Below are 24,494 nucleotides of genomic sequence, written 5' to 3'. Positions count from 1 at the left end.
GACGGGCGGGCAGTATACTTCGCTCCATGCGCGCGCTCCTGCTTTCCGCCGTCCTGCTGGCCTCACCGGCCGTCGTCGCCGCACAGGCCGACCTTCCCGCCTTCGTCCTCCAGCCCGACCGCGTCTTTGACGGCGAGACGATGCATGCCGGGTGGGTGGTGGTGGTGCGCGGCGAGCGCATCATCGCCGCCGGGCCGCCTGCCTCGACCAATGCTCCCGGCGGGGCGCGGACCATCGCGTTGCCGGGCACGACCCTCATGCCCGGCCTGATCGAAGGTCACTCGCACCTGCTGCTGCATCCCTACAACGAGACGACGTGGAACGACCAGGTGCTGCGGGAGCCGCTGGCGCTGCGCGTGGCGCGCGGTGTCAATCACGCGCTGGCCACGCTGATGGCCGGCGTCACCACCGTTCGCGACCTCGGCAGCGAAGGCGCCGCCTACGCCGATGTCGGCCTGCGTCAGGCGATCAACGAAGGCATTGTTCCCGGTCCGCGCATGCTCGTGGCCGGCCCGGCGATGGTGGTGACCGGCAGCTACGCCCCCAAGGGCTTCGCCCCGGAAGTCACCGTGCCGCAGGGCGCGGAAGAGGCCGATGGGCTCGACGGCGTGGTCCGCGTCGCCCGCGGGCAGATCGCGCATGGCGTGGATCTGATCAAGATCTACGCGGACTACCGCTGGGGCCCCAACGGCGAGGCGCGGCCTGGGTTCACCCTTGGTGAGATCCAGCGCATTGTCGAGGCCGCCAACAGCAGCGGCCGGCCCGTGGTGGCTCATTCGTCAACCCCGGAAGGCATGCGCCGCGCCATTCTCGGCGGCGTCGAGACCATCGAGCACGGCGATGACGGCACGCCCGAGGTGTGGAAGCTGATGGTCGAGAAGAACGTGGCGTATTGCCCGACCATTGCCGCCGGGGATGCGACCTCGCAGTACGCCGGCTGGAAGAAGGGCGTCGACCCGGAGCCGGCCCGCATCACCCGCAAGCGCGAGACCTTCAAGGCGGCGCTCGCCGCCGGCGTGAAGATGTGCTTCGGCGGCGACGTCGGCGTCTATGCCCACGGCGATAACGTGCGCGAGCTCGAGCTGATGGTGGAGTGGGGGATGACACCGGCGGCCGCGCTCGTGGCGGCGACGTCGGGCAACGCGGCCTACTTCCGCCAGGCCGAGCGCATCGGCCGCGTGAAGGCCGGGCTCCTTGCGGACCTGATCGCCGTGACCGGCGATCCGGCCGCCAACATCCGCGCGCTGCGCAGCGTGAAGTTCGTCATGAGGAACGGCAAGATTTACAGGGAGTAGCGCATGCGCGAAGACGCCCTGCTGCGCTACGTCCAATCCGGGCACAAGACGGTCAACGGCTGGCTGAATCCTACTGCCATCCATGCCGTGGTCACCCTGTCGAGCGCGCAACGGCGGCACGGGATTGGCGGCCCGGTGTCTGAAATCGGCGTGCACCACGGACGGTTGTTCATCCTGTTGCACCTGCTGACGGAGCCGCCGGAGCTCAGCGTGGCGTGGGACCTGTTCGAGCATCAGGACGAGAACGTCGACACGTCGGGCCGTGGCGATCGCGCGATCCTCCTCCGCAACCTGGCGCGACATCGCTGCGATCAGTCGCGCATCAGGCTGGTGGCCGGGAATTCCGTCAACCTCGATCGCGCCCGCATCCTGGACGCCGGCGGCGGTCCGGTGCGGCTGTTCTCGGTCGATGGCGGGCACACCACGGGCACGACCTTCAACGATCTCGCGCTGGCGGAACAAACGCTGTGCGATGGGGGCCTGGTCATCCTGGACGATTTCTTCAACCCGTCGTGGCCCGGCGTGGCGGAGGGCACCTGCCAGTGGATGGCGCGTCCCGAGGCCGCGCTGGTGCCGGTGGCGATTGCCGGGAACAAGTTCATCTTCACCAACAACCGGGAGCGGGCGTCCGCCTACGCCGCAAGCCTGAGCACCGCCAGCGAGGCCTATCTCCAACGACGGTCCCGCGTGTTCGGACACGACGTGCTGATACTGACCCGCTACGCCAGGACCTGGCGCGGCGTGGTGGCCGGCACTCGCGCGTGGCGGAGAATCAAGGATCAGCCGATCGGCAAGGGCCTGAGCCGGTACTTTGGGAAGGGCTTCTGAGACAGCCACGGATTAGACACGGATTCACACCAGACAAAGGACCGACCCGCCATGTCTCGACTGTTATCGCTCGCGCTCGTGCTCCTCGTCAGCCTGCCGGTCGCCGCGCAGGAACCCGCGGCCAAGTGGTGGTCGCACGTCGTGGCCCTGGCGTCCGATTCGATGAATGGCCGCGATACCGGCAGCCCTGAGCATCGCAAGGCGGCCGAGTACATCGCTGCCGAGTTCAAGAAGGCCGGCCTCGAGCCTGGTGGCACCGACGGATATTTTCAGCCGATTCGATTCCGGTCGCGGCGGATCGTCGAGGCGAAGTCAAGCCTGGCCCTGGTGCGGCCGGGTGGCACGGTTGAGAATGTGGAGCTCGGTGAAGAAGCCACTTTCTCGATGCGCATCGAGCCGGCGCCCAGCGTTGACGCGCCCATCGTGTTCGCGGGCTACGGCCTGCAGGTGCCCGAGTCGAAGCACGACGACCTGGCCGGCCTCGACCTCAAAGGCAGGATCGTGTTGCTGCTCACCGGCGGGCCGTCGAACATCCCGGGTCCGCTGCTCGCGCACTACCAGTCGGTGCGGTGGGAGTACCTGAAGAAGGCGGGTGCGATCGGCGTGTTCGCGATCCAGAACCCCAAGGGCCAGGACATCCCGTGGGACCGCTCGAAGCTCTCGCGCTTCATGCCGTCGGTGGCGATCGCCGATCCGGCGCTGGACGAGACCCTGGGCCAGCAGGCCGCGGTGACCATCAATCCGGCCCGCGCCGAGCGGTTCTTCACCGGTTCAGGCCATACCTTCAAGGAAATCCTCGCGCTGTCGAACGACGGCAAGGTGCTGCCGCGCTTCGTGATCCCGGCCACCGCGCGCGTGCGGGTGGCGATCGACGCCATGACGATCGAGTCCGACAACGTGATCGGCGTCCTGCGCGGCGCCGATCCGGCCCTGCGCAGTGAGCTCGTCGTCGTGTCGGCGCACCTCGATCACGTCGGAGTGGGCGAGCCGATTGGCGGCGATCGGATCTACAACGGCGCCATGGACAACGCGTCCGGCATCGCGACGCTGATCGAGACCGCGGCGTCGGCCGCGGCGGCGGGCGGATTGAAGCGTTCGGTGGTGTTTGCCGCCGTGACTGCCGAGGAGAAAGGCTTGCTCGGCTCGCGCTACTTCGCCAATCGCCCGTCGGTGAAGGGCGGGAGGATCGTGGCGAATCTCAACACCGACATGTTCCTGCCGCTGTTCCCGCTGAAGAGCCTGGTCGTGCAGGGGCTGGAAGAATCGGACCTGGCCGAAGACCTCAAGCGCGTCGCCCGGCCGCTGGCGCTCGAGGTGCTGTCGGACCCGGAACCGGAGCGCAACGCGTTCATCCGCAGCGATCAATACAGCTTCATCAAGACCGGCGTGCCGGCGCTATCGCTGAAGGTCGGCTTCGTCAAGAACTCGCCGGAGCACGAGATGGTGCGCCGCTGGCGCACCGAGCGATACCACGCGCCCAGCGACGACCTCGCCCAGCCAATCAACCGCCAGGCCGCCGAAGACTTCGGGAAGGTCTACCTGGCGGTGGTGCAGGCCGTGGCCAATCGTCCGACCCGGCCGCAGTGGAACGGCGACAGTTTCTTCCGCCGCTTCGCGCGTTAGGCCACGATCACCGCCGCGAGGATGGCGCGCCGCCGATTCGCATGCGGCCACGGAACGAAGACAGCCGCAGATTCAACACCGATCTAACCTGAAAGATCGGTGTCTAATCTGCGTCTAATCTGCGGCTGTCTTCGTTCTGCGGCCGCGGCCGGCGCTGTCGCTGAAGGTCGGCCACAGAACGAACGGAGACAGCCACAGATTCAACACCGATCTAACCTGAAAGACCGGTGTCTAATCTGCGTCTAATCTGCGGCTGTCTTCGTTCTGTGGCCCTAGACCACGTTGCCTTCGCCGCCAGTCGTGCGCTTGCTGAAGCGCTCGAGCGTGAAGGGAGTCAGGTCGAACTTCGGATCCCGGCCGGTCATCAGATCCGCCAGAATGCGCCCGGCCGCCGGCGCATGCTGGAAGCCGTGGCCGCTGAAGCCGGCGATGGTCTGAAAGCCGTCGACATCGGTGGACGGCCCGATGATCGGGTTGTGGTCCGGCGTCATTTCGTAGAGCCCGGCCCACGCGTGTGACACGGCGGCGTCGGCGAGCGCCGGCAGGCGCTGCATCGCCACTTCGATCACCTTCGGCAGGAAATCCCACCGCACCGTGATGTCGAAGCCGGGCCGCTCATCCGGGTCGCCCATGCCGAACAGCAGCCCGCCGCCCTCGCGGTGGAAGTAGAACGAGCTCTCGAAGTCGATCACCAGCAGCTTTGACTTCGGCACCCGGCCGGCGTTCGCGGCGTCGTCCCACGAGCCGCCCCCCGGGGGCGAGGCGATGAAGATGTGGCGGCGCTCGGGCTCGACCGGCACGTCCACGCCGAGCATCCGCCCGATCGACTTGGCCCACGGCCCGGCCGCGTTCACGACCATCGGCGTGGCGATGGCGCCGCGCGAGGTCTGGACCTCGGCGACGCGATGGCCGTCCAGGCGAATCCCGGTCACTTCCGTTTCGCGGATGATCTCCACGCCCTTGGCCTGCGCGCCCTTGGCGAAGCCCACCGTCACGCCGTTGGGGTCGGCGACGCCGTCGGCCGCGCAATAGGTGGCGCCCTTGACGCCGGTGACATCAAGGCCCGGTGCCAGCGCCTGCGCCTCTTTCGGCGACAGCCACTGCACGTCCACGCCGCGGGACTTCTGCAGCTGGACGTTCTTGAGGAAGGTGGCGACGTTGCCGGCCTTCGACAGCAGGAAGAGATAGCCGTCCTGGTGGAAGTCGATCGGCGTCCCCACCACCTCTTCGAAGCGCGCCATCATCGCGATCGATTCGATCGACAGGTCGATGTTCGCCGGATGCGAGAACTGATGGCGGACGCCGCCGGCGTTCTTGCCGGTGGATCCGGCGGCAAGCTGGGGCTCGCGCTCGATGAGGACGATATTGGTCAGACCGCGCTGGGCCAGGTGCCAGGCCACGCTGCAGCCCATGCACCCGCCGCCGACGATCACCGCATCTGCTGTGTGTTTCATGAGGGCGGTCTGAATCTATCAGACCGCCCGTGACGACAGCTAGCGCTTACGCGAGGTCGAAGCGGTCAAGGTTCATCACCTTGTTCCAGGCCGCGATAAAGTCATGGACGAACTTCTCCTGCGCGTCCGAACTTCCATAGACTTCAGCCAGGGCCCGGAGCTGGGAGTGTGAACCGAAGATGAGATCGACGCGAGTGCCGGTCCACTTGAGTGCGCCGGTGAGGCGATCGCGCCCTTCAAACAGGTCTTTGGCGTCCGATACCGCCTTCCACTCCGTGCCCATATCAAGCAGGTTGACGAAGAAGTCGTTGGTCAGCGCCTCCGGCCGCTTGGTCAAGACGCCGTGCTGGGACTGTCCGACGTTGGTGTTCAAGACGCGCATGCCGCCAACGAGCACCGTCATCTCAGGGGCGGTCAGCGTCAGCAACTGCGCCCGATCGACCAGCAGCTCCTCGGCCGGCACGCTGTATTGGCCCTTGAGGTAGTTGCGGCAGCCATCGGCGGCCGGTTCGAGCACGGCGAAGGAGTCGACATCGGTCTGCTCCTGCGAGGCGTCCATGCGTCCCGGCGTGAAGGGAACCGTCACGGTGTGACCGGCGTTCTTCGCCGCTTGCTCGACACCTGCGCAACCGGCCAGCACGATCAGGTCGGCCAGCGAGACCTTCTTGCCGCCAGACTGCGCGCTGTTGAACCCGTTGTGGATGCCCTCGAGAGTGTTCAGCACCTTCGCCAGTTGGCCGGGCTGGTTGACTGCCCAATCCTTCTGCGGCGCGAGACGAATGCGCGCGCCGTTCGCCCCGCCTCGCTTGTCGGAGCCACGGAAGGTGGACGCCGACGCCCAGGCGGTCGACACCAGTTGCGAGACAGACAAGCCTGCCGCCAGGATCTGGCCCTTGAGCGAGGCAATGTCCTTCCCGTCAATCAACGTGTGATCGACAGCGGGGATGGGGTCTTGCCAGATGAGTTCCTCCGCCGGGACCTCCGGACCGAGATAGCGAGCGCGCGGGCCCATGTCGCGGTGCGTCAGCTTGAACCACGCCCGGGCAAATGCGGCGGCGAACTGATCGGGATTTTCGTGGAAGCGCCTTGAAATCTTTTCGTAAGCAGGGTCGAACCGCAAGGCGAGGTCAGTGGTCAGCATGGTTGGCGCGTGACGCTTTGACGGGTCGTGCGCATCCGGCACCGAATTGGCGCCGGCACCATGTTTCGGTATCCACTGCTGCGCACCGGCCGGGCTCTTGGTCAGTTCCCAGTCGTAGCCGAACAGGTTCCAGAAGAAGTTGTTGCTCCACTTCGTTGGCGTCGTGGTCCAGATGACCTCCAGGCCGCTGCCGATCGCGTCACCGCCTTTGCCCGTGCCGAAGCTGCTCTTCCAGCCTAGGCCTTGCTCCTCGATGCCGGCCGCTTCTGGATCAGGCCCTACCAGTGCCGCATCGCCGGCGCCGTGGGTCTTGCCGAAGGTGTGACCGCCGGCAATCAGCGCGACGGTTTCTTCGTCATCCATCGCCATGCGAGCAAATGTCTCGCGGATGTCCCTGGCCGCCGCGAGCGGGTCCGGGTTGCCGTTCGGGCCTTCCGGATTGACGTAAATCAGACCCATCTGAACCGCCGCGAGAGGATTCTCGAGATCTCGGTCGCCGCTGTAGCGCTCGTCCGCCAGCCACTTGCCTTCAGGGCCCCAGTAGATGCCCTCTTCAGGCTCCCAGACATCCTCGCGCCCGCCGGCGAAGCCGAAGGTCTTGAAGCCCATCGACTCGAGGGCGACATTCCCGGTCAGGATCATAAGATCGGCCCAGGAGAGCTTCCGGCCGTACTTCTGCTTGATCGGCCAGATCAACCTGCGCGCCTTGTCGAGGTTGACGTTGTCGGGCCAGCTGTTGAGGGGCGCGAAGCGCTGCTGGCCGGCTCCGGCGCCGCCGCGGCCGTCACCGATGCGGTAGGTGCCGGCGCTGTGCCAGGCCATGCGAATGAAGAACGGTCCGTAGTGGCCGAAGTCCGCCGGCCACCAGTCCTGCGAGTCGGTCATCAGCGCCAGGAGATCCTTCTTCACGGCCGCAAGGTCGAGGCTCTTGAACTCGTCAGCGTAGCTGAAGCCCTCGTCCATGGGATCGGACAGCGGCGAGTGCTGGTGCAGCATCTTCAGGTTCAGCTGATTGGGCCACCAGTCCCGGTTCGACCTGCCGCCGCCGGCGGTGTGTTTGATGGGGCACTTCGTTTCGGTTGACATGTGTATCTCTACCTTTGGGTCGGACGCTTCGAGACAACGAACTGCTGCCGGAAGAAAAGGACACCACCAGTATAGGTGCCGCTTGCCGAGCCGTCCAAGATATCGTTGCTCTCATAGTGATAGTCTTTGGCTATGGCACTGCGGGACCAGGCGCCGTTCTCGATGCGGCAGCTGCAATATCTTGTCGCCGTCGCCGATCTCGGCGGGTTCCGCCGGGCCGCGGAGGCCTGCGGTGTCGCCCAGCCCTCGCTGAGCGCGCAGGTGGCGCAGGTCGAAAGCGCGCTCGGCGTGCAGGTGTTCGAGCGCAACCCCCGCGGCGTGCGGGTCACAGAGCGGGGCAAGCCGCTGATCGCGCGGGCGCGGCAGGTGCTGGTGGCCGTCGAGGATTTGCAGGCCACGGCGCGGCAGCAGGGCGATCCGCTGCGGGGCACGCTGCGGCTCGGCATCATCCCGACCGTCTGTCCGTACCTGTTGCCCGAGGTGGCGCCGGCGCTGCGCAAACACCTGCCCGATCTGCACATCGTGTGGAGTGAAGACAAGACCGAGACGCTGCTGCGGCAGATCGAGGAGGGCCGGCTTGACGGCGCGGTCCTCGCCCTCGACGCGCGCCTCGCCGGCCTCGACCACGTGCCCATCGTCGTTGATCCGTTTGTGTTGGCGGCCGCGCCGGGGCATCCGCTGGTGCGGGACCCGCGGCCGGCGTCGCCGAAGGTGCTGGACGGGGCGACGGTATTTCTGCTGGAGGACGGCCACTGTTTCCGCGATCAGGCCCTGGCGCTGTGCGGGTCCACAGGAGCGCATGAGTCGGACCTGCGCGCCACCGGGTTGTCCACGCTCGTCCAGATGGTCGGCGCCGGCACCGGAGTGACGCTGCTGCCGCAGATGGCGGTGGCCGTGGAGAACCGGCGCGGGCAGCTGGCGGTGCGCGCGTTCAAGCGCCCCGCCCCGACCCGCACCATCGTGCTCGGCTGGCGCCGCGGCTCCGCCCTGCGGCGCCCGCTCGAGGCCGTGGCCGCGGGGCTCCGGCGGGCGCTGGGCCAGCCCGACCGAGGCGGCTCGCGATAAGATCAAGTCGGCCCGGTATGTCCATTACCGCAACCGTCGATCGTGAGGCGCATCTTGTCAGGCTAGAGGTTGCCGGCACCATGACGTTGAGTGAGATGACGAAGGCCATCGACGGGGTCATCGAGGAGGTGGGGCTCGCCGGCGGCTTCGATGTGCTGTCCGACCATCGCGGTCTCGAGATGCCGGTCACGTCCGCCCAGCTCGTAGCCTTGGTCTGGCACCTCCGGCTGCACGGCCACCCCATGCGCGGCCGGCGCTGGGCCATCGTCACGCGCACCGCGGCATCGTACGGGATGATGCGGATGCTGTCGGTGCTCGCCGAGCGCATCCCCATGCAGGTGTCGGTGTTTCAGGACCTGGTCGAGGCCGAGCGCTGGCTCGCCGGACCGCGCTTGGCGCAAGAATAGCGCGTTGGGCGTTCGCTCACCGTGGCAAGCCCCCGGCTGAGAACTACTTCGCGGCCTGGCCCGATTCGGCACGCCACTGAAGGTAAACGGCGCATTTGTTCGCGGTCGCAACCTCACAGAGGCAGCTCTTCTCGTGACGGACCGCGCCGCACCCTTCACAGACATCCTGCTTGTCGCAGCGCACGTAATCGCGGTACACGGTCCGAGCCCACATATCGGGCTCCTGGGCTGTCAGGGTCTCTGCCGCGGCCACCCGCGGGTGCCAGTGATGGTGTTCCCACTCGAGGTTCAAAAAGCGCTTGGTGCAGCTCATGTTGCCTCCTCCGGCCTGCCGCCATCCCAGGCTTGGCCCGGGAACGTGAACCGTTGGGGTCTCTTCTGCAAGAGCCGCTCCAGTCGAAACCGGCTCGAATTCACCGCAATCGATGTGTTCGTGCGATGGACCCTGCGAAAACCCACGCGCGCCGGGAAATTCTCCGCGCCCCGACCCTTGATGTAGCGTCCGGCTTTAGCCGGACCACTTCCTAGCGCGCCACCGCAGCTCCGCGAAGGTAGACCGCGGCGATGCGCCGGGTGTTGGTGATGTCGTCCAGCGGGTTGGCGTCGAGCACGATGAAGTCCGCCGTGTGGCCGGCCTCGATTGTGCCGGTGTTCGGTACCCGCACGAACGTCGCGCCGTTGCGCGTCGCCGCGACGATCACCTGTGCCGGCGTCATCCCCGACGCCACCATGTCGGCCATCTCCACGTGCGGCGCCCACGGCGTGTTGCCGTCGGTGCCGACGGCAATACGCACGCCGGCGGCCGCGAGCTTCGCCAGGTTGCGGGCCTGGATGCCAAACGCTTCCTGGGCCTGGGGGCGATTGGTGGCGCCCGCCTGGATCTTCTGCAGCTCACCATCGGGAATGCTGCCGCGCAGCCAGCTGTAGTCCACCGCCACGCCGCGGTCCGGCATGTTCGGGATCAGCACCACATTCGGCCGGGCCTTGAACAGCGCCACCACCTCGTCGTCGATGTCGCGATCGCGAATGCCGTGCGCGAACGCGTCGATGCCGGCGCGCAGCAGTCCCTTCGCATCCTCGAGCGAGAAGATGTGGGCGACCACGCGGAGCTTGTGCTTGTGCGCCTCGCTGATCACCGCGGTGTAGAGGGCCGGTGACAGCTTGGGGTATTGGCCGTTGCGATCGTCCACCCAGATCTTGACGATGTCCACTTTCCTGGCGGCCAGCTCCTGGACCGCCTTGCGCGCCTGATCCTCCGCGGTGATCCAGTAGGGCACGTCGGTGCGGCCCTTCTCCGGCGCGGTGATGCCCCGGCCGGCCAGGTAGAAGCGGGCGAGGCCCGGCGCGGTCTGCGCCCGCTGTTCGAAGGGCGCCTCGGTGCCGTCGAGCCCGAGGCTCAGGGCCGCGCCCACGCCAAAGTTGGCCCGGCGCTTCAGGTCTTCGCGCAGCTCCGGCTGCGTCGTGCTGGTGTGCACGTGCGTGTCGATAATGGCGGGCATCACCGTCTTGCCGGCCAGGCTCACGTGGATGGCGCCGGCGGGCACCCTCGCCGTGGACCCGCTGCCGACCAGCGTGAACCGGTCGCCGTTGACGACGATGGTGGCGTTCTCGATGGGCGGACGGCCATCGCCGACGATGACGCGCGCGCCTTCGAACACGGTGGTCCGCACCTGCGTGGACCCTGGCGCCTGGCTGAAGACGGCGATGACTGCCGCAAGGAAAGCGACGACGTTACGCGCACGCATGGGTCCCCCAATCATTGCTTTCGAGTAATTTCCGCCGCGCGATACAACTCGTCCGCCGACTGCAGCGTGATGTTGCGCAGGCGGTCAGGATAGTTCGCCGGCAGGGTCTTCAGGAACGCACGGACCGTGTTGGCGACGGCTGCCGACTGATGCCCGCCGAGCGTGGCGTCCAGCCAGCGCTTTGGGAAGGAGATGTCGCCGGTCTTCTGGATCTCCCACAGCATGTCGAGGCTGGGCTGCACGTATTTCTCGGCAGTCGCCGCGCGCAGCGGGTGATGCAGATAGTTGAGTCCCTCAAGGACCCACGGTTCGCGCCGCCGGTTGCTCACGTCCTTGAGGGACAGGAACCACTTCTCGCGTTCGGCCGGGTCGGCCGACAACGCCGGCATCACGAACTGAAACCGGCCGCGGCGATCCGGGTTCTCGATGCGCGCGAGCTGGGTCTGCAGTACCTGCTGCCAGCCAGGGACTTCCCGCACCGCCAGTTCGAGTGCCAGCGAGGTGTAGTCGGCCTCGGCCAGCGGCAGGCCGGCCACGGTCTCGTCCTTCTTCCATACCTTGTGCAGCCAGTCCACCGTTGCCGGCGTGCGCGCGATGTTGCGTAGCGTGCCGAACCAGGAGGCCTTCTGGCTGGGTGTCTTCGCCTGCGACAGCCCTTCGCGCAGCAGCGATTCGAACCGCGGCGCGCGGGCTTCGAGTTCCGCGGCCTGGAGGAAGCGCCACCACGCGGCCGAGGCATAGCCGAGGATGCGCGAGGTCATCTGCTCGTCGCTCTCGCGCGGCAGCGCCTGCATCGCCAGATCGACGAACGCGGCCGGCCGGACCTGGCCGTCGAGCAAGGCGTCCCACAGCGTGACCCACGCGCTGCCGCGCGTCAGCGTGTCGGTCATCTCCGGCAGCGACGTGGACAGGTAGTCGAGGGTCGCGCGGTCGAGCGCAAACGCGCCGTAGGCCCATCCGCCCGCGCTGGGGAGCACGTAAAGGGGCGCCGGCTTGCCCACGGCTTGCGGCACCTCCACGACCGGCCCATTCAGGTTGACGACCAGCAACTCCTGTCCGGTCCTGTTGCCGATCGCCACGCGCAGCAGCTGCGGCCAGGCGAGGTTGCGTCCCCGCGGGTCGCGCTGGCGGAAGGCGAGGCGCGCGATCGTGCCGTCCTTGATCTCGAGTTCGGTCTGGATGGTCGGGCGGCCCGGCTGGTCCACCCACACGCGGCTCCATTGCTGCAAATCGGTGGGCGTGCGGGCGTCGAGCAGGTCGATGAGGTCCGACCAGGTGGCGTTGGCGAAGGCATGCTGCTTGAGGTAGTCGCGCAGGCCGTCGCGGAAGTTGTCTTCGCCGAGCAGCGCCTCGAGGTGGCGCATCACCACCGGCGCCTTCTGGTAGATGATGGCGCCGTACATGCTGCCGGCCTCGTTCAGGTTGTCGAGCTCCTGGCGGATCGGATTGGCGCCGGCCGTGCGATCCACTTCATAGGCGGCGGGGTAGTTCGACAGCAGGAAGCGCAGGTCGTGGTTCACCGTGGGGAACGACGGGTTCACGATTTTCGCCGCCATGAAGTTCGCGAACACTTCCTTCATCCACACGTCGTTGAACCAGCGCATGGTCACCAGGTCGCCGAACCACATGTGCGCGGTCTCGTGCGAAATGACCGAGGCGCGGCCGAGCAGCTGGTTCTGCGTCGCCGACTCGTCCAGCATCAACCCCGAGGCGTTGTAGAGAATCTTGCCGGCGTGCTCCATGCCGCCGAACTGGAACGCCGGGATCGCCACGAAGTCGAACTTGCCGAAGGCGTAGGGGATGGCGGTGTAATTCTCGAGGAACGCCAGCGCCCGCGCGTGGAGGTCGAAGATCGCCTCACGGTTGCGCGCCACCTTGGCGGCGTCGGTCTCGCGATGGAACATGCGGAAGGTGCGGCCGTTGCGTTCCGCCGTCTCCACCTTGAAATCGCCGGCGATGAAGGCCACCAGGTAGGTCGGCAGCGGCTGCGTCTCCGCGAACGTCACCCTGGTCCTGGCGCCGTTGGCCGTTCGCGTCAGCTCCGCGCCGTTCGCCGCCGACTGCCAGGCCGACGGGTGTTCCAGCGTGACCGTCCAGCGGCCCTTGAGATCGGGCTGGTCGAACACCGGGAGGGCCAGCCGCGCGCGGGCCGGCACGAACAGCGTGTAGAGGAAGTCCTTGCTGCGATTGAGCGACGCGTCGCCCGCGTCAAAGGCGATGCGGACCATGTTCGCGCCCGCGACCAGCGCGGCCGGCGGCAAGACGATGTGGCCGTTGACGTAGGTGAAGGCGGCGGGCTTGCCATTGGCGTCCACCGCCTTCACGTGTTGGCGGCTGGTCTCGAAGTCGAGGACCAGCGGCGCGGAGGCGTCCTTCAACGAGAAACGAATGATGTTCGAGCCGGTCAGCGGTGCCGTCAGTTCCTCCGGAATGGCCAGCGACAGCTCGTAGCGCAGGTCGCTGACGACGGCGGCGCGGCGCGTGGCGACATCCAGGGGTACCCCGGCGGCCGGCGTGGCGGTTTGCGCGGTGATGGAAGAGGGCAGGGCCATGAGTAGGACCAGGCACAAAAGAATTCGCATGACGCCGCTATTCTATGGCGGCCGGGCCGGTTTCTCCCGCGTCTGACTGTGAGAGCCTAGACAGGCACGCCCCACAAGGAGGAGCCATGATCAGCCGCCGTGAAGTTGTGACCGCCGGAATGCTCGGAACGTTGTCCACCGCCGCCGCGCCGGCGGCGGCCGGGGCCGAGCAGCAGACGCCCGAATCCCAGGCCCTGGTCGTGGGCTTTTCGAACCTCAAGTCCCAGATGGAGGAACTGAGCCGTCTCGTCTCGCAGGGGCTCGTCGCCAACTCGCTCACGGTGGGCGTGGTCGGCACCGTCAAGTCGCGGATCGAGCAGTACCTGCGGACCAGCGGCAAGTTCCCGGAGTTCTGCGACATCGGGACGGGTGCGTTTTTCGAGATCTACGGCTGGCACGTGAAGCACCAGCAGCAGATCCAGATCACCCGCCTAGCGGATCAGCGGCTGATGATCCAGTTCATGTTCACGCAGTTAATCCTGCGGTGGGAGAACGACGCGAGTTACATTGGCCAGCCGTACGACAAGTAAGGGAGAATGAGCCCCATGAAATCGATTCTTGCGTTGGTCGCCGGCTTGGTCATCGCGTTGGGCAGCACGGGTGCCGCGGCCGGCATCAGCGTGCTGTTCATCGGCAATAGCTTCCTGTTCGGCTCGGGCTCGGCCGTTCGCTTCTATCGCGCCGACACGGTCACCGACCTCAACCACGAGGGCATCGGCGGCGTGCCCGCGCTGTTCAAGTCGTTCACCCAGCAGGCCGGCCTCGACTACGACGTGTCGCTCGAGACGCGCGGCGGCAGCGGGCTCGACTTCCACCTGGCCAACAAGCTCGACGTCATTGGCAAGCGTGGATGGGATACGGTCGTGATGCACGGCTTCAGCCTGCTCGATGCCGACAAGCCCCGCGACCCGGCGAAGCTGGTCGCCACCAGCAAGCAGATGGCGGACGTCCTCCGCGGCAAGAACCCGAACGTGTCCATCTACCTCATGGCTACCTGGGCACGCGCCGACCACGTGTATCCGGTGAAGGGCACCTGGGCCGGACAGCCGGTTGAGGTCATGGCGCGCGACCTGCGCGCCGCCTACGACCAGGCCGCTCGAGCGGCCGCGGTGAAGGCGGTCATTCCGGTCGGTGAGGCCTGGACCCGCGCCATGCAGACGGGCGTGGCCGACCCGAATCCCTACGACGGCATCGACGCCGGCAAGGTCAATCTCTGGACCTACGACCAGTACCACGCCAGCACGCACGGCTACTACCTGGAAGCGTTGGTGATTTTCGGCAGCGTGACCGGACGCGACCCGCGCTCGCTCGGCGAGAACGAGTGTTCGGCCTTCGAGTTGGGGTTGTCACGCGCCGAGGTCCGATCGATGCAGCAGGTCGCGTTCGACCAGCTCGCCGGCACCGTCACGGCGGCTCCGGCGGCGGCGCCGGCCAAGCCCGTGCCCGCCGCACGATGTGCCGTGGGCCGATAGAGGAGCTAGGCGCGCATCCAGCGGCCGAGACGTTCGAGCCCTTCCTCGATCTTCGCGGTATCCCTGACCAGCGGGCCAAACGAGATGCGCACGCCGTTGGTGAGCGAGGCGCCGAAGCCGCCGCCGGGCACCACGAGCACGCCGGTCGCCTGGAGCGCCTTCGGCACGAAGGCCTCGGCGTTGGTGCCGATGTCCACCACCGTGTAGAGCCCGCCGAAGGGCGTCAGCCGCGGCCGCTTGAGGTGATCGTCCACCGCCTTCAGCGTGACCGCCGCGGCGTGCTTGTACATCGCGTTGGCCTGGTCCACATACTTCCGCAGCGATCCGTTCGCGATCGCCTGCTTCAGGTACCGCGCCATCGTCATTTGCGACAGCGTGTCCGGGCAGAGGATGCTGCACTGCTGCACGCGCTCCATCGCTTCAACGACCGGGGTGCTGGCCTCGATCCAGCCAAGCCGGCGGCCGAGGCCGCGCGCCCACTTCGAGTTCGAGTGGATGCCAATCACGTTCGGATGATCAGCAGGTGACCACGCGTAGTACGCGGGCGGTGCCTGGAAGTACTGGCACTTGTAGGCGAAGTCGATCGCCAGCCACGCGCCCGCTTCAGCGGTCTTCGCCAACATTACCTCGGCCAGCGTCTGCGGCACGACCTGGCTGGTCGGGTTGTCGGGCGCGCCGAACAGCACGAGCTTCGGGCGGTGCTGGTCGAACAACCGCGTGAACTCGCGGGCCACGCCGGCCGGATCGGTCTCTGGCAGGTACGACCACGTCTGCGGATCGAGCACGCGCAACCGGACCACCTTGATGCCCGAGGCCGCGAACGCGAGTTGCCCTTCGTAGTTGGCGTAGGTCGGGTCGAGCAGCATGACGGTGTCGCCCGGGTCGAGCAGCGTCCGGAACAGGTCGTGCGTGAGCTGCGTGCTGCCCATGCCAATGGCGATGTGCTCGGGGCCCAGGCGAGGCACGCCGAAGAGATGCGCCTCGAACCGCGCGATCTGCTCGCGGCATTCCATGTCGCCGAGCGTGGCGGTGTAGCCGCCGCTCTTGTGGAAGAGCTCGGGATCGGAGACCACGTCCTGGTAGGCCTGCCGGAATTCCTCGGGGGCTTCGTGATTGACCCAGCCGCCGCCGAACGAAATCACCTGCGCCGGGTCGAGCCCCATGGCGAGGATGTTCTGGCGCTCCGCCATCTTCATGATCTGGCGGATGGGGGAGGGTTTTGCGATTTGTTCTCGGACCAGGGACGAAAGCGACGGGGCGGCAGTGGTTCTCATCGACTACGGATCATATCTCGCGTTGGCGCGGGCTGCCGGCACCCCTGACGGGCGACGGCTACCCCTGACGGAACGGAGACACGGAGACGGAGACGGCACCCCTAAAGGGGTGCCCTACCTGTACTGCTACCAACACGCGACTGTTGTAGGGCCCCCCTTTATGGGGGGCCGGATTCATTTATGGGGGGCCGAAACTCATCGGGGACCGAGCGCCTCGAACGCCGCCATGATCTCGTCGATTGAGAACCGATCCGAGCCTAGCCACGGATAGTCGCGTATGTCTCTGACAAGTCCGGCTCGGACAGGGTTCTCGAGGATGTAGCGCGCAATGGGCAAATGGGCCTCGTCAGAGCGCAGCATGTGCTCGTAGTAGCCCTTCTGCCAAAGTCGCTTGCCGGTTCGCTTGTGCCATGCGAAGCCCGTTCGCTGCTTCCACATCGAAACGAAATCCGGCAGCGACGCGTCGGCACGAGTGCCCGAGACGAGGTAGTGCACATGGTCCGGCATGAAGCAGTATGCAGTTGCGCTGAATCCAAAGCGCTGCGACGTGGCAAGAAGTTCTAGCTGGCATTCGTCGCAGAAATCGTTGGTGGTGAAGGCCTTGCAGCGATCCAGCGTGCACGACGTGATGAAGTACGCGGCCGGACCGACGTAGGAAATGCCACCAAGGCGTCTGGGACGGGCCATGGTGGTAGGGAGCAGCAATCGATGTGCCGCGCGCACCATGCGGCACATCTGCGGCACCCCATAAAGGGGTGCCCTGCCTGGGCGGCACCCCGTAAAGGCGTGCCCTACAGTCGGAGCGCCAACCCTTCGGACGGCGGGGCCGTCCAACTCCCCAACCAGAGGTGTGCGCATGATTGACGGGCTTCGGCAAGACATCACCGGCGGCGTGCGAGGGCTGATCAAGAGTCCGGGGTTTGCGGCGGCTTCCCTCATCACCCTCGCGCTTGGGGTCGGCGCCACCTCCGCCATCTTCAGCGTGGTCAAGGCGGTGCTGGTCACACCGCTTCCATATTCCGAGCCGGACCGGCGCGTGCAGATCTTCAGCCGGTGGGTCAGCTTCGACAAGACGTGGCTGTCGGACCAGGAAGTAGTGGACTACCGCGCCATGTCCAGGACGCTGCAGGCGGTGGCGGCCTGGGGCACCGGCCAGCAGAACCTGACCGGCGACGGTGAGCCGATTCGCGTCGGCGTGGGCTTCATCACCGCCAACACGCTGGAGGTGCTGGGCGCGCGGCCCATGCTCGGCCGCATGTTCACGCCGGACGAAGACCGTCCCAACGGTCCGCAGCTCGCGGTGCTCGGCTATCCGCTGTGGCAGGCCCGCTATAACGGCGACCCATCGGTCATCGGCCGCACCATGATGATCAACGACGTCCCGGTGGAAGTGATCGGGGTCATGCCCGAGGGCTTCCGCCTGCCCACCGACTTCACCGGCGATGCGGCCGAGCCGACGCAGCTGTGGCGGCCGCAGCAGTTGGATGAGGCGAACCTCACCCGCGGGAGCCACGGGCTGTTCGCCGCCGGCATGCTGGCGCCGGGGCAGACCGCGGCCACCGCCAGCGATGAGCTGAAGGCCATCACCACCCGGCTCACCGAGCAGGGACTCTATCCGCCGGCGATGAAGTTCTCGGCGTTCGCGGTGTCGCTGGACGAAGAGATTCGCGGCGGCGTGCGCCCCGCGATGTGGCTGCTGATGGGCGCGGTCGGCTTTCTCCTGCTGATCTCCTGCGCCAACGTCGCCAACCTGCTGCTGGTCCGCGGCGACGCGCGCGCGAGAGAGATGGCGCTGCGCACGGCCATCGGCGCGGCGCCCGACCGCCTCGTCCGGCAACTCCTCACCGAAAGCGTCGTGCTCGCCGTGCTCGGCGCGGCACTGGGGCTGGGCCTGGCGGCCATCGGCCTGCGCGTGCTGGTCACGCTGGATCCGACGAGCCTGCCGCCCTTGGCACCGGTCGGCCTCGACCTCACCGTGATGCTGTTCACGCTGGTGCTCGGCGTGGTCACGACCATCGTGTTTGGATTGGCGCCGGCGCTCCGCACGCTGCGCATGAACCTGGTGGAGTCGCTGCGCGAAGGCACGCAGCAGGCGACGGCCAGCGGATCCAGGCAACGCCTGCGCAGCCTGCTGGTGGTCGCCGAGGTCGCCCTGGCGGTGATCCTCGTGATCGGCGCGGGCCTGATGATCCGTAGCCTTTCGGCGCTCGCCCGCATCGACCTCGGGTTCAATCCCGATCGCATGCTGACCATGCGCCTGTCCATCCCGGCGGCACGCTATGACTCGCCGGAGAAGGTCGTCGACTTCTATCGCCGGTTAATGGAGCGCGTGCGCACCGTGCCTGGCGTCGAAGCCGCTGGCGCCGTGCGGGCGTTGCCGCTCGCCACCTCGATTGGCGACTACGGTCTTGATGTCGAGGGCTACCAGGAGGGCCCGGGGCGCAACGCCAAGGGCGACTGGCAAATCGTGACCGACGGCGCCTTCGAGGCGATGGGCGCGCGGCTGATCCGCGGCCGCTGGTTCACCGGCACCGACACCACGGCTGCGCAACCGGTGGCGGTCGTGAACGAGACGCTGGCCAGGACGTACTGGAAAGACCCCAACGAGGTGATCGGCGGCCGCCTGCGCGTGGGCAGCGGCATGTCCAAGCCCTGGGTCACCGTGGTCGGCATTGTCGCCGACGAACGGCACAATGGTGTGACCGGGATCGTGAAGGAGAAATTCTTCATCCCGCACAGCCAGTGGCACGTCGTCACCGCCGGCAACCTGGTTCGCAACGCCTTCATCGTGGCGCGGACCACCGGCGATCCCCTGTCGGTGGCCGCGGCGGTGCGCAGCGAAGTGCGCGCCATGGACCCGAATATTCCGGTGGCCAACATTCGTCCAATGACGGAGGTGGTGGGCGCGGCGCTGGCGACCACGCGATTGACGGGGTTCCTGATGGGGGTGTTCGCCGCCATGGCCCTCACGCTGGCGGCGGTCGGCATCTACGGGGTGCTGTCGTACCTGGTGGCGCGGCGGACGCAGGAGATTGGCATCCGGCTCGCCATCGGCGCGAACCGGTCGCAGGTGATGGCCATGATCCTCCGGCAGGGCCTCACGCTGGCCGCCGGCGGGATTGCCGTCGGCGTCGTCGCCGCGTTCCTGCTGTCGCGGCTGATGCAGTCGCTGCTCTACCAGGTGCAGCCGGGCGATCCCGGCACGTTCCTGGTCGTGCCGCTGGTGTTGATCGCGGTGGCGTTGCTCGCCAGCGCCCTGCCGGCGTTTCGGGCGACGCGGGTGAGCCCGTTGATCGCGTTGCGTTCCGAGTAGGTAGATTTCGTGAGTTCGTGATCTTGTGATGTGATGATTCGAGTTGATGAACTGTTGATCATGAGATCTCTTGATGTCCGCAACCCCAGCGATCCACTTCCTGCGCGCCCACAAGGTCCCGTATACCGAGCACCCGTACCGCTACGAAGACCGCGGCGGCACCGCCGTGTCCTCGCGCGAACTCGGCGTCGATGAACACGTCGTCATCAAGACCCTGGTGATGGAAGACGACGGGAAGCGACCGCTGATCGTGCTCATGCACGGCGACCGCGACGTCTCAACGAAAAATCTCGCCCGACAGATCGGAAAGAAGACAGTGACGCCGTGCGATCCCGAGGTGGCGCAGAAGCACACCGGCTATCTCGTCGGCGGCACCTCGCCCTTCGGGACACGGAAGCAGATGCCGGTCTACATGGAGCGCACGATCGCGGATCTCGAACGCATTTACATCAACGGCGGACGGCGCGGCTTTCTGATCGCGCTGGCACCGGCGGATCTGGTGCGCGCTCTGTCGCCCACGCTTGTGGACGCCTCCCAGTAGGCTCCTACAAGCGCATCCGCATCATCGGCTCGTTGGTGGCGACGTAGCCCATCTGCTCGTAGAGCGGCCGGCCGAACGTGCTGGCGTTGAGGACGACGCGCTCGATGCCTTCGGCGCGACACCAGCCGTGCATAGTGTCCATCAGCCGCCGCGCCAGGCCCTGCTTGCGATGCGCCGGGTCCGTGTAGACGTTGAATATGAACCCGCAGCGCGGATCCATCGACACCGGCCCGGGAGGCCAGGGCATGACGATGAGGCCGCCGCCCGCCGCGACGGCGCCGTCACTCGAGACGGCGAGCCAGCCGAGATACGTTTTCGAGGGGATCGCCGCGTGAAGCCACGCCGCGGTCGCCTGGGCCATGCCCTCGAATTGCGCCGGAATGCCCATGTCACGGAACATCTGCTCCCGATGGGCGATGAGGTGGGGGATGTCGGCGATGGTGGCGGGACGAATGCTGTAGGTCATTGAAACCCGAACGCTCCTTCCTCCGAGAGTAGCGTAGAAACTGCGACAGCTGTCTGGCCCGCGCTGTGGTTTCTGCGATCCCGCTGGTGGTGGTCTCGCGGTTTGGGCCGAAAGTCGCGTGGCACGCCGTTCGCAGCCAACACGGGCATGTGCAGGTGTAAAATCCCATCATCATGCGAGAAGAGGACGCCATGCCGACCGCTGCTCGTTCCCACGCGCGTCTCACCTACGACGACTTCCTGCGCTTCCCAGAGGATGGGAAGCGGCACGAGCTCATCGACGGAGTCCACTACGTGACGGCCGCGCCGACCGTTGGCCACCAGGAACTCCTGGGCCGCCTTTATCTGGCGATCGGAAACTTCCTGGTTGGCCGTCGCCTTCTCGGTCGCGTGTTCCTCTCGCCCCTTGATGTCGTGCTGTCCTACTACGACGTCGTCGAGCCGGATCTGCTGTTTGTAGCCGGCGATCAGCAGGACATTCTCACCGAGGCCAACGTCCAGGGGCCGCCTGCCCTGGTGGTTGAAATTCTGTCGCCCAGCACGCGCAGACGCGATGAGGGGATCAAGCGCAAGCTATTCGAGGAAAAGGGCATCCGCGAGTATTGGATCGTGGACCCGAAGGGCCTTCGCGTGACGGTGTTTCGGCGTCGCGCCGGCGGGTTGTTCCCGCGCCTGATGGATCTGGATACGGGACACGCGGCCGTGCTCGAAACGCCGCTCCTGCCCGGATTCAGACTGGCGATCGACGATCTGTTTGCGCCCGCGGTCTAAGTTGTCGATGAACTCGCCGAACCGCCAGTACCGCGCCGGACAGTCCGTCGAGGACCATTGCCGATCCTGCCACGAGGATCGCACCCACACGGTCATCGTCGTGGACGGCAACGCTCAGCCACTGCGCGTGGCCTGTGACTTCTGCCGCAGCGAGCACAACTATCGCGGCGGTCCGCGGTTGGGCGGCGGCGCGGCGCGCACGGCATCGGCGTCGGCCCGAATGCCGGCCCCCCATAACCGCCTCCGCCAAGGCTACGGCGAGTCCGCCGAAGCGCTTCGCGCGAAGGCGGAAGGGGGGCCCTACGGCAGTCCCGCGAACGTGCGCACCCACGCCCCGAATCCGTTACCTCTCATCAGCGAACGCGAACGACTGGCCCCTCCCATGACACACAACTCAGACTCCGCTGACCTCGAACTGCTGATTCGGCGGATCATCCGCGAAGAGACGGGCCTGACCCCCGTGACGCCGGCCGAGAAGTGGCGTGGCGGCGAGATGGTGTTGAAGCCAGGCAAGCCCGGCGTCCAGGAGAAGAGCTGGCCGATCGACTCGTTCTTCCACAAGGTGGTGATGCTGCGGAACCGGCTGCGCACGCTCGAGCAGCAGGTCAACGCCTCGGACCTCCCCGACGATCAGAAGATCAAGATCCAGGGATACATCACCGGCTGTTACGGATCGCTGACCAGCTTCAACGTGTTGTTCGCCGACGACGACGATCGCTTCGTCGGCGCGGCGGGGCAGGAGTAGGCCGGCGCACGCAGGCCCCCCTTTATGGGGTAGGCCGGCACCCCTGAAGGGGTGCCCTACGAGGACTTGGAAGAGCTGTCTTTCAGCGACACGGTGCGATTGAACACCGGCGCGCCACCGCGGCTGTCGGCATCCGCGGCGAAGTAGCCGAGGCGCTCGAACTGGTAGCGGGCACCTGGCTCGGCGTTACCCAGCATCGGCTCCACCTTGCAGCCCGTCACCACTGCCAACGACGCCGGATTGAGCAGCGTGTTCAGCTCGGCGTTCGCCTTGGTGGCGGCGCTCTCAGGGTCTTCCACGACATACAGCCGCTCGTACAGGCGCACCTCGGCGTCGGCGGCATGCTGCGCCGACACCCAGTGCAGCGTGGCCTTCACTTTGCGCCCGTCCGGCGCATCGCCGCCGCGCGTGGCCGGGTCGTAAGTGCCGCGCAGTTCCACGACCTCGCCAGCCTCGTTCTTGATCGCGTGGGTGCAGGTGATCAGGTAGGCGTTGCGCAGGCGCACCTCGCGCCCCGGCGCCAGGCGGAAGAACTTCTTCGGCGGATCCAGCATGAAGTCGTCGCGCTCGATGTAGATCTCGCGCGAGAACGGCACCCGGCGCGTCCCCAGCGCGGTGTTGTCGGGGTGATTGACGACGTCCATCTCTTCCGACTGGCCCTCGGGGTAGTTGGTGAGCACCAGCTTGAGCGGGCGCAGCACCGCCATGGCCCGCGGCGCGCGGCGATTGAGATCCTCGCGCACGCAGTGCTCGAGCAGGCCGACGTCGATCACGTTCTCCTTCTTCGCCACGCCGACGCGTCCGCAGAAATCGCGGATGGCCTCGGGCGTGAAGCCGCGGCGGCGCAGGCCCGAGATGGTCGGCATGCGCGGGTCGTCCCAGCCGCTGACGTGCTTCTGCTCGACCAGTTGCAGCAGCTTGCGCTTGCTCATGATCGTGTAATTCAGGTTGAGGCGGGCGAACTCGTACTGGCGCGGCGTGCTGGCCGTGTCGCAGTGCTCGATGGCCCAGTCGTAGAGCGGACGATGGTCCACGTACTCGAGGGTGCAGAACGAATGCGTGATGCCTTCAATCGCATCCGACAGCGGGTGGGCGAAGTCGTACATCGGGTAGATGCACCACGTGCGTCCGGTGCGGTGATGGTCGGCATGCCGGATCCGGTAGAGCACCGGGTCGCGCATGGTGATGTTGGGCGCCCGCATGTCGATCTTGGCGCGCAGCACGTGGGCGCCGTCGGGAAACTCGGCCGCGCGCATCCGCCGGAACAGATCGAGGTTCTCGTCAACAGGGCGGGTGCGGAACGGCGAGTCGGTGCCGGGCTCGGTCAGCGTGCCGCGGTGCTCGCGCATCTCGTCGGCGCTGAGCGAGTCGACGTAGGCGAGGCCCTTCCCGATGAGGTGCTCGGCGAAGCCGTAGAGCTGCTCGTAGTAGTCGGACGCGTAGTATTCGCGGTCGTGCCAATGAAACCCCAGCCACTCGACGTCGGCCTTGATGGAATCCACGTACTCGACGTCTTCCTTCACCGGGTTGGTGTCGTCGAAGCGGAGGTTGCAGTAGCCGCCAAACTCGCCGGCCACGCCGAAATCGAGGCAAATCGCCTTGGCATGGCCAATGTGGAGGTAGCCGTTCGGTTCCGGCGGGAACCGCGTGACGACCTTGCCGCCGTTCTTCCCGGCCGCCACGTCGGCGGCCACGATCTCGCGGATGAAGTCCCGGGACTCGGCGGCGTCGCGCGCCTCGGTGGGCGCGCCTGTATTCACGTCTGGCATGGTTTTCAATCGATCAGAATATCCCACCTTCGCTCTTTGAGCTACGGTGGGCAGGCGCAATTGCGGCTGTAGCGTCCGCCTTTAGGCGGACCATGCCCTTAATCCACCGCGCAGGGCGCGCCGGCGAGCACGGCGAGCACGATCAGCGGGTTGCGGCCGCGCCGGGTGAAGCCGTAGGTCGTGCCGCGGGGGACCACCGCGAACGAGCCGGCCGTGACCGGGACCTCGCGGCCCTCGAGCTTGATGCTGCCTTCGCCGCCAATGATGTAGAGCATGCCGTCGGCGGACTCGTGCTGGCGGCCGTCCCACGGCTCGCGCACCTGCCACAGCACGGCCTGGCCCACGCCGCTGCAGCCGACCATGTTCTCCTTGTGCGCCTCGCGGCCACCGATGAAGTTCTTCTCGATGAAGTCCGGCAGCGACAGCGTCTTGGGCGACCCCGGCGGCGGCAACTTTCCGGTTGCCGGCGGCGGCGGGGCCGGCGCCGCCGGTGGCGGTGGTGGCGGCGGCGGAGGCGCCGGCGCCGCGTTCAGCGTGACGGCGATCTCGGGCGTCGCCGCTCCCGCGCGCCAGCTGAATTCCTTCTCGAAGGTGATGAAGCCGTCGCGGGTGAAGCGGGCGCGGTAGGTGCCGGCGCGGATCCCCTGCACGCGCGTGAACCCGCCGGCCGGGCTCCTGGCCTCGCGATCGACGGGGCCGGTGATGGTGACCGTGACGCCTTCAATCGACGCGCCCGACGGGTCAGTGATGAAGAACAGGGCGTTGGTGGTCGCGCCGCCGGTGGCGGCTGGCCTGGGTTTGGGCGCCTGGGCGGCCGGTGCGGGAGCCGGCTGGGCCGGCGTGGCGGGCGCTTGCAGCAACGTCAGCAGTAGGAGGGCGACCATGGGTGTGATGGTACTACTTGAAACGCACGGTGCG

General features: G+C 67.0%; 20 protein-coding genes. 11 read left to right on the top strand and 9 right to left on the bottom strand.

What is annotated here, in order from left to right; all coding sequences use genetic code 11:
• The first annotated feature begins 26 nt into the window (after positions 1 to 26).
• The 3 genes from WC815_13485 to WC815_13475 are packed head-to-tail and all read left to right on the top strand — an operon-like array spanning position 27 to position 3,746.
• Positions 27 to 1,295: an amidohydrolase family protein gene (locus tag WC815_13485; GenBank protein MFA5909785.1), complete on the top strand. Its 1,269-nt coding sequence runs from the start codon at positions 27 to 29 to the stop codon at positions 1,293 to 1,295.
• A 3-nt stretch (positions 1,296 to 1,298) separates the two neighbouring features.
• Positions 1,299 to 2,123 carry a class I SAM-dependent methyltransferase gene (locus tag WC815_13480; GenBank protein ID MFA5909784.1) on the top strand — a complete coding sequence of 275 codons (825 nt, stop codon included), beginning with the start codon at positions 1,299 to 1,301 and terminating at the stop codon, positions 2,121 to 2,123.
• 51 nt (positions 2,124 to 2,174) lie between these two features.
• Positions 2,175 to 3,746: a M28 family metallopeptidase gene (locus tag WC815_13475; protein MFA5909783.1), complete on the top strand. Its 1,572-nt coding sequence runs from the start codon at positions 2,175 to 2,177 to the stop codon at positions 3,744 to 3,746.
• Positions 3,747 to 4,018: 272 nt separating this feature from the next.
• Here the strand turns inward: WC815_13475 and WC815_13470 are convergent, their stop codons facing one another.
• Together WC815_13470 and katG are read right to left on the bottom strand one after the other, a co-directional pair.
• Positions 4,019 to 5,200, bottom strand: coding sequence for an FAD-binding oxidoreductase (locus WC815_13470; GenBank protein ID MFA5909782.1), 1,182 nt, complete (start codon positions 5,198 to 5,200; stop codon positions 4,019 to 4,021).
• Positions 5,201 to 5,246: 46 nt separating this feature from the next.
• Positions 5,247 to 7,427, bottom strand: coding sequence for a catalase/peroxidase HPI (katG, locus tag WC815_13465; GenBank protein ID MFA5909781.1), 2,181 nt, complete (start codon positions 7,425 to 7,427; stop codon positions 5,247 to 5,249).
• A 132-nt stretch (positions 7,428 to 7,559) separates the two neighbouring features.
• On the opposite strand from katG, the gene WC815_13460 reads away from it, so the two are divergent.
• Together WC815_13460 and WC815_13455 are read left to right on the top strand one after the other, a co-directional pair.
• Positions 7,560 to 8,492: a LysR substrate-binding domain-containing protein gene (locus WC815_13460; GenBank protein MFA5909780.1), complete on the top strand. Its 933-nt coding sequence runs from the start codon at positions 7,560 to 7,562 to the stop codon at positions 8,490 to 8,492.
• Positions 8,493 to 8,509: 17 nt separating this feature from the next.
• Positions 8,510 to 8,899, top strand: coding sequence for a hypothetical protein (locus tag WC815_13455; GenBank protein ID MFA5909779.1), 390 nt, complete (start codon positions 8,510 to 8,512; stop codon positions 8,897 to 8,899).
• Between the two features lie 524 nt (positions 8,900 to 9,423).
• On the opposite strand, the gene WC815_13450 is transcribed toward WC815_13455, so the two are convergent.
• Both WC815_13450 and WC815_13445 read right to left on the bottom strand, forming a co-directional pair.
• Complete coding sequence (locus WC815_13450) at positions 9,424 to 10,644, bottom strand: amidohydrolase family protein (GenBank protein ID MFA5909778.1); 1,221 nt, start codon at positions 10,642 to 10,644, stop codon at positions 9,424 to 9,426.
• Positions 10,645 to 10,655: 11 nt separating this feature from the next.
• The gene (locus WC815_13445; protein MFA5909777.1) at positions 10,656 to 13,226 is read right to left on the bottom strand and encodes a M1 family aminopeptidase; all 2,571 of its coding nucleotides are present in this window, start codon (positions 13,224 to 13,226) and stop codon (positions 10,656 to 10,658) included.
• A gap of 86 nt (positions 13,227 to 13,312) precedes the next feature.
• Between WC815_13445 and WC815_13440 the strand changes: the two genes are divergently transcribed.
• Together WC815_13440 and WC815_13435 are read left to right on the top strand one after the other, a co-directional pair.
• Positions 13,313 to 13,756: a hypothetical protein gene (locus WC815_13440; protein ID MFA5909776.1), complete on the top strand. Its 444-nt coding sequence runs from the start codon at positions 13,313 to 13,315 to the stop codon at positions 13,754 to 13,756.
• A gap of 15 nt (positions 13,757 to 13,771) precedes the next feature.
• Positions 13,772 to 14,698 carry a hypothetical protein gene (locus tag WC815_13435; protein MFA5909775.1) on the top strand — a complete coding sequence of 309 codons (927 nt, stop codon included), beginning with the start codon at positions 13,772 to 13,774 and terminating at the stop codon, positions 14,696 to 14,698.
• 5 nt (positions 14,699 to 14,703) lie between these two features.
• On the opposite strand, the gene WC815_13430 is transcribed toward WC815_13435, so the two are convergent.
• Both WC815_13430 and WC815_13425 read right to left on the bottom strand, forming a co-directional pair.
• Positions 14,704 to 15,972, bottom strand: a complete 1,269-nt coding sequence (locus tag WC815_13430) for a pyridoxal phosphate-dependent aminotransferase (protein MFA5909774.1) — start codon at positions 15,970 to 15,972, stop codon at positions 14,704 to 14,706.
• A gap of 195 nt (positions 15,973 to 16,167) precedes the next feature.
• Complete coding sequence (locus tag WC815_13425) at positions 16,168 to 16,698, bottom strand: transposase (GenBank protein MFA5909773.1); 531 nt, start codon at positions 16,696 to 16,698, stop codon at positions 16,168 to 16,170.
• 130 nt (positions 16,699 to 16,828) lie between these two features.
• On the opposite strand from WC815_13425, the gene WC815_13420 reads away from it, so the two are divergent.
• Positions 16,829 to 19,285, top strand: a complete 2,457-nt coding sequence (locus WC815_13420; protein MFA5909772.1) for an ABC transporter permease — start codon at positions 16,829 to 16,831, stop codon at positions 19,283 to 19,285.
• Positions 19,286 to 19,358: 73 nt separating this feature from the next.
• The gene (gene ybaK, locus WC815_13415; GenBank protein MFA5909771.1) at positions 19,359 to 19,826 is read left to right on the top strand and encodes a Cys-tRNA(Pro) deacylase; all 468 of its coding nucleotides are present in this window, start codon (positions 19,359 to 19,361) and stop codon (positions 19,824 to 19,826) included.
• Positions 19,827 to 19,830: 4 nt separating this feature from the next.
• Here the strand turns inward: ybaK and WC815_13410 are convergent, their stop codons facing one another.
• The gene (locus WC815_13410) at positions 19,831 to 20,292 is read right to left on the bottom strand and encodes a GNAT family N-acetyltransferase (protein MFA5909770.1); all 462 of its coding nucleotides are present in this window, start codon (positions 20,290 to 20,292) and stop codon (positions 19,831 to 19,833) included.
• Positions 20,293 to 20,465: 173 nt separating this feature from the next.
• Here WC815_13410 and WC815_13405 point away from each other — a divergent pair, with 173 nt between their 5' ends.
• Together WC815_13405 and WC815_13400 are read left to right on the top strand one after the other, a co-directional pair.
• Positions 20,466 to 21,062 carry a Uma2 family endonuclease gene (locus WC815_13405; protein MFA5909769.1) on the top strand — a complete coding sequence of 199 codons (597 nt, stop codon included), beginning with the start codon at positions 20,466 to 20,468 and terminating at the stop codon, positions 21,060 to 21,062.
• 7 nt (positions 21,063 to 21,069) lie between these two features.
• Positions 21,070 to 21,807 carry a hypothetical protein gene (locus WC815_13400; protein MFA5909768.1) on the top strand — a complete coding sequence of 246 codons (738 nt, stop codon included), beginning with the start codon at positions 21,070 to 21,072 and terminating at the stop codon, positions 21,805 to 21,807.
• Between the two features lie 56 nt (positions 21,808 to 21,863).
• On the opposite strand, the gene WC815_13395 is transcribed toward WC815_13400, so the two are convergent.
• Together WC815_13395 and WC815_13390 are read right to left on the bottom strand one after the other, a co-directional pair.
• Complete coding sequence (locus tag WC815_13395; GenBank protein MFA5909767.1) at positions 21,864 to 23,576, bottom strand: glutamine--tRNA ligase/YqeY domain fusion protein; 1,713 nt, start codon at positions 23,574 to 23,576, stop codon at positions 21,864 to 21,866.
• Positions 23,577 to 23,674: 98 nt separating this feature from the next.
• Positions 23,675 to 24,460: a carboxypeptidase regulatory-like domain-containing protein gene (locus tag WC815_13390; protein ID MFA5909766.1), complete on the bottom strand. Its 786-nt coding sequence runs from the start codon at positions 24,458 to 24,460 to the stop codon at positions 23,675 to 23,677.
• Between the last annotated feature and the right edge of the window lie 34 nt (positions 24,461 to 24,494).

This window comes from Vicinamibacterales bacterium (genome assembly GCA_041659285.1).
Lineage (GTDB): Bacteria > Acidobacteriota > Vicinamibacteria > Vicinamibacterales > UBA2999 > 12-FULL-67-14b.
Note: the sequence above shows the minus strand (reverse complement) of the source record. Positions and strands in the feature narration are given on the sequence as shown.

What these genes read in the sequence shown, in the direction of transcription:
- WC815_13450 (MFA5909778.1), bottom strand. Translation starts at nt 10,644, where the DNA reads ATGCGTGCGCGTAACGTCGTCGCTTTCCTTGCGGCAGTCATCGCCGTC.
- WC815_13480 (MFA5909784.1), top strand. Translation starts at nt 1,299, where the DNA reads ATGCGCGAAGACGCCCTGCTGCGCTACGTCCAATCCGGGCACAAGACG.
- WC815_13405 (MFA5909769.1), top strand. Translation starts at nt 20,466, where the DNA reads ATGCGAGAAGAGGACGCCATGCCGACCGCTGCTCGTTCCCACGCGCGT.
- WC815_13420 (MFA5909772.1), top strand. Translation starts at nt 16,829, where the DNA reads ATGATTGACGGGCTTCGGCAAGACATCACCGGCGGCGTGCGAGGGCTG.
- katG (MFA5909781.1), bottom strand. Translation starts at nt 7,427, where the DNA reads ATGTCAACCGAAACGAAGTGCCCCATCAAACACACCGCCGGCGGCGGC.
- WC815_13435 (MFA5909775.1), top strand. Translation starts at nt 13,772, where the DNA reads ATGAAATCGATTCTTGCGTTGGTCGCCGGCTTGGTCATCGCGTTGGGC.
- WC815_13400 (MFA5909768.1), top strand. Translation starts at nt 21,070, where the DNA reads ATGAACTCGCCGAACCGCCAGTACCGCGCCGGACAGTCCGTCGAGGAC.
- WC815_13395 (MFA5909767.1), bottom strand. Translation starts at nt 23,576, where the DNA reads ATGCCAGACGTGAATACAGGCGCGCCCACCGAGGCGCGCGACGCCGCC.
- WC815_13390 (MFA5909766.1), bottom strand. Translation starts at nt 24,460, where the DNA reads ATGGTCGCCCTCCTACTGCTGACGTTGCTGCAAGCGCCCGCCACGCCG.
- WC815_13430 (MFA5909774.1), bottom strand. Translation starts at nt 15,972, where the DNA reads ATGAGAACCACTGCCGCCCCGTCGCTTTCGTCCCTGGTCCGAGAACAA.
- WC815_13485 (MFA5909785.1), top strand. Translation starts at nt 27, where the DNA reads ATGCGCGCGCTCCTGCTTTCCGCCGTCCTGCTGGCCTCACCGGCCGTC.
- WC815_13410 (MFA5909770.1), bottom strand. Translation starts at nt 20,292, where the DNA reads ATGACCTACAGCATTCGTCCCGCCACCATCGCCGACATCCCCCACCTC.
- WC815_13445 (MFA5909777.1), bottom strand. Translation starts at nt 13,226, where the DNA reads ATGCGAATTCTTTTGTGCCTGGTCCTACTCATGGCCCTGCCCTCTTCC.
- WC815_13475 (MFA5909783.1), top strand. Translation starts at nt 2,175, where the DNA reads ATGTCTCGACTGTTATCGCTCGCGCTCGTGCTCCTCGTCAGCCTGCCG.
- WC815_13470 (MFA5909782.1), bottom strand. Translation starts at nt 5,200, where the DNA reads ATGAAACACACAGCAGATGCGGTGATCGTCGGCGGCGGGTGCATGGGC.
- WC815_13455 (MFA5909779.1), top strand. Translation starts at nt 8,510, where the DNA reads ATGTCCATTACCGCAACCGTCGATCGTGAGGCGCATCTTGTCAGGCTA.
- ybaK (MFA5909771.1), top strand. Translation starts at nt 19,359, where the DNA reads ATGTCCGCAACCCCAGCGATCCACTTCCTGCGCGCCCACAAGGTCCCG.
- WC815_13460 (MFA5909780.1), top strand. Translation starts at nt 7,560, where the DNA reads ATGGCACTGCGGGACCAGGCGCCGTTCTCGATGCGGCAGCTGCAATAT.
- WC815_13440 (MFA5909776.1), top strand. Translation starts at nt 13,313, where the DNA reads ATGATCAGCCGCCGTGAAGTTGTGACCGCCGGAATGCTCGGAACGTTG.
- WC815_13425 (MFA5909773.1), bottom strand. Translation starts at nt 16,698, where the DNA reads ATGGTGCGCGCGGCACATCGATTGCTGCTCCCTACCACCATGGCCCGT.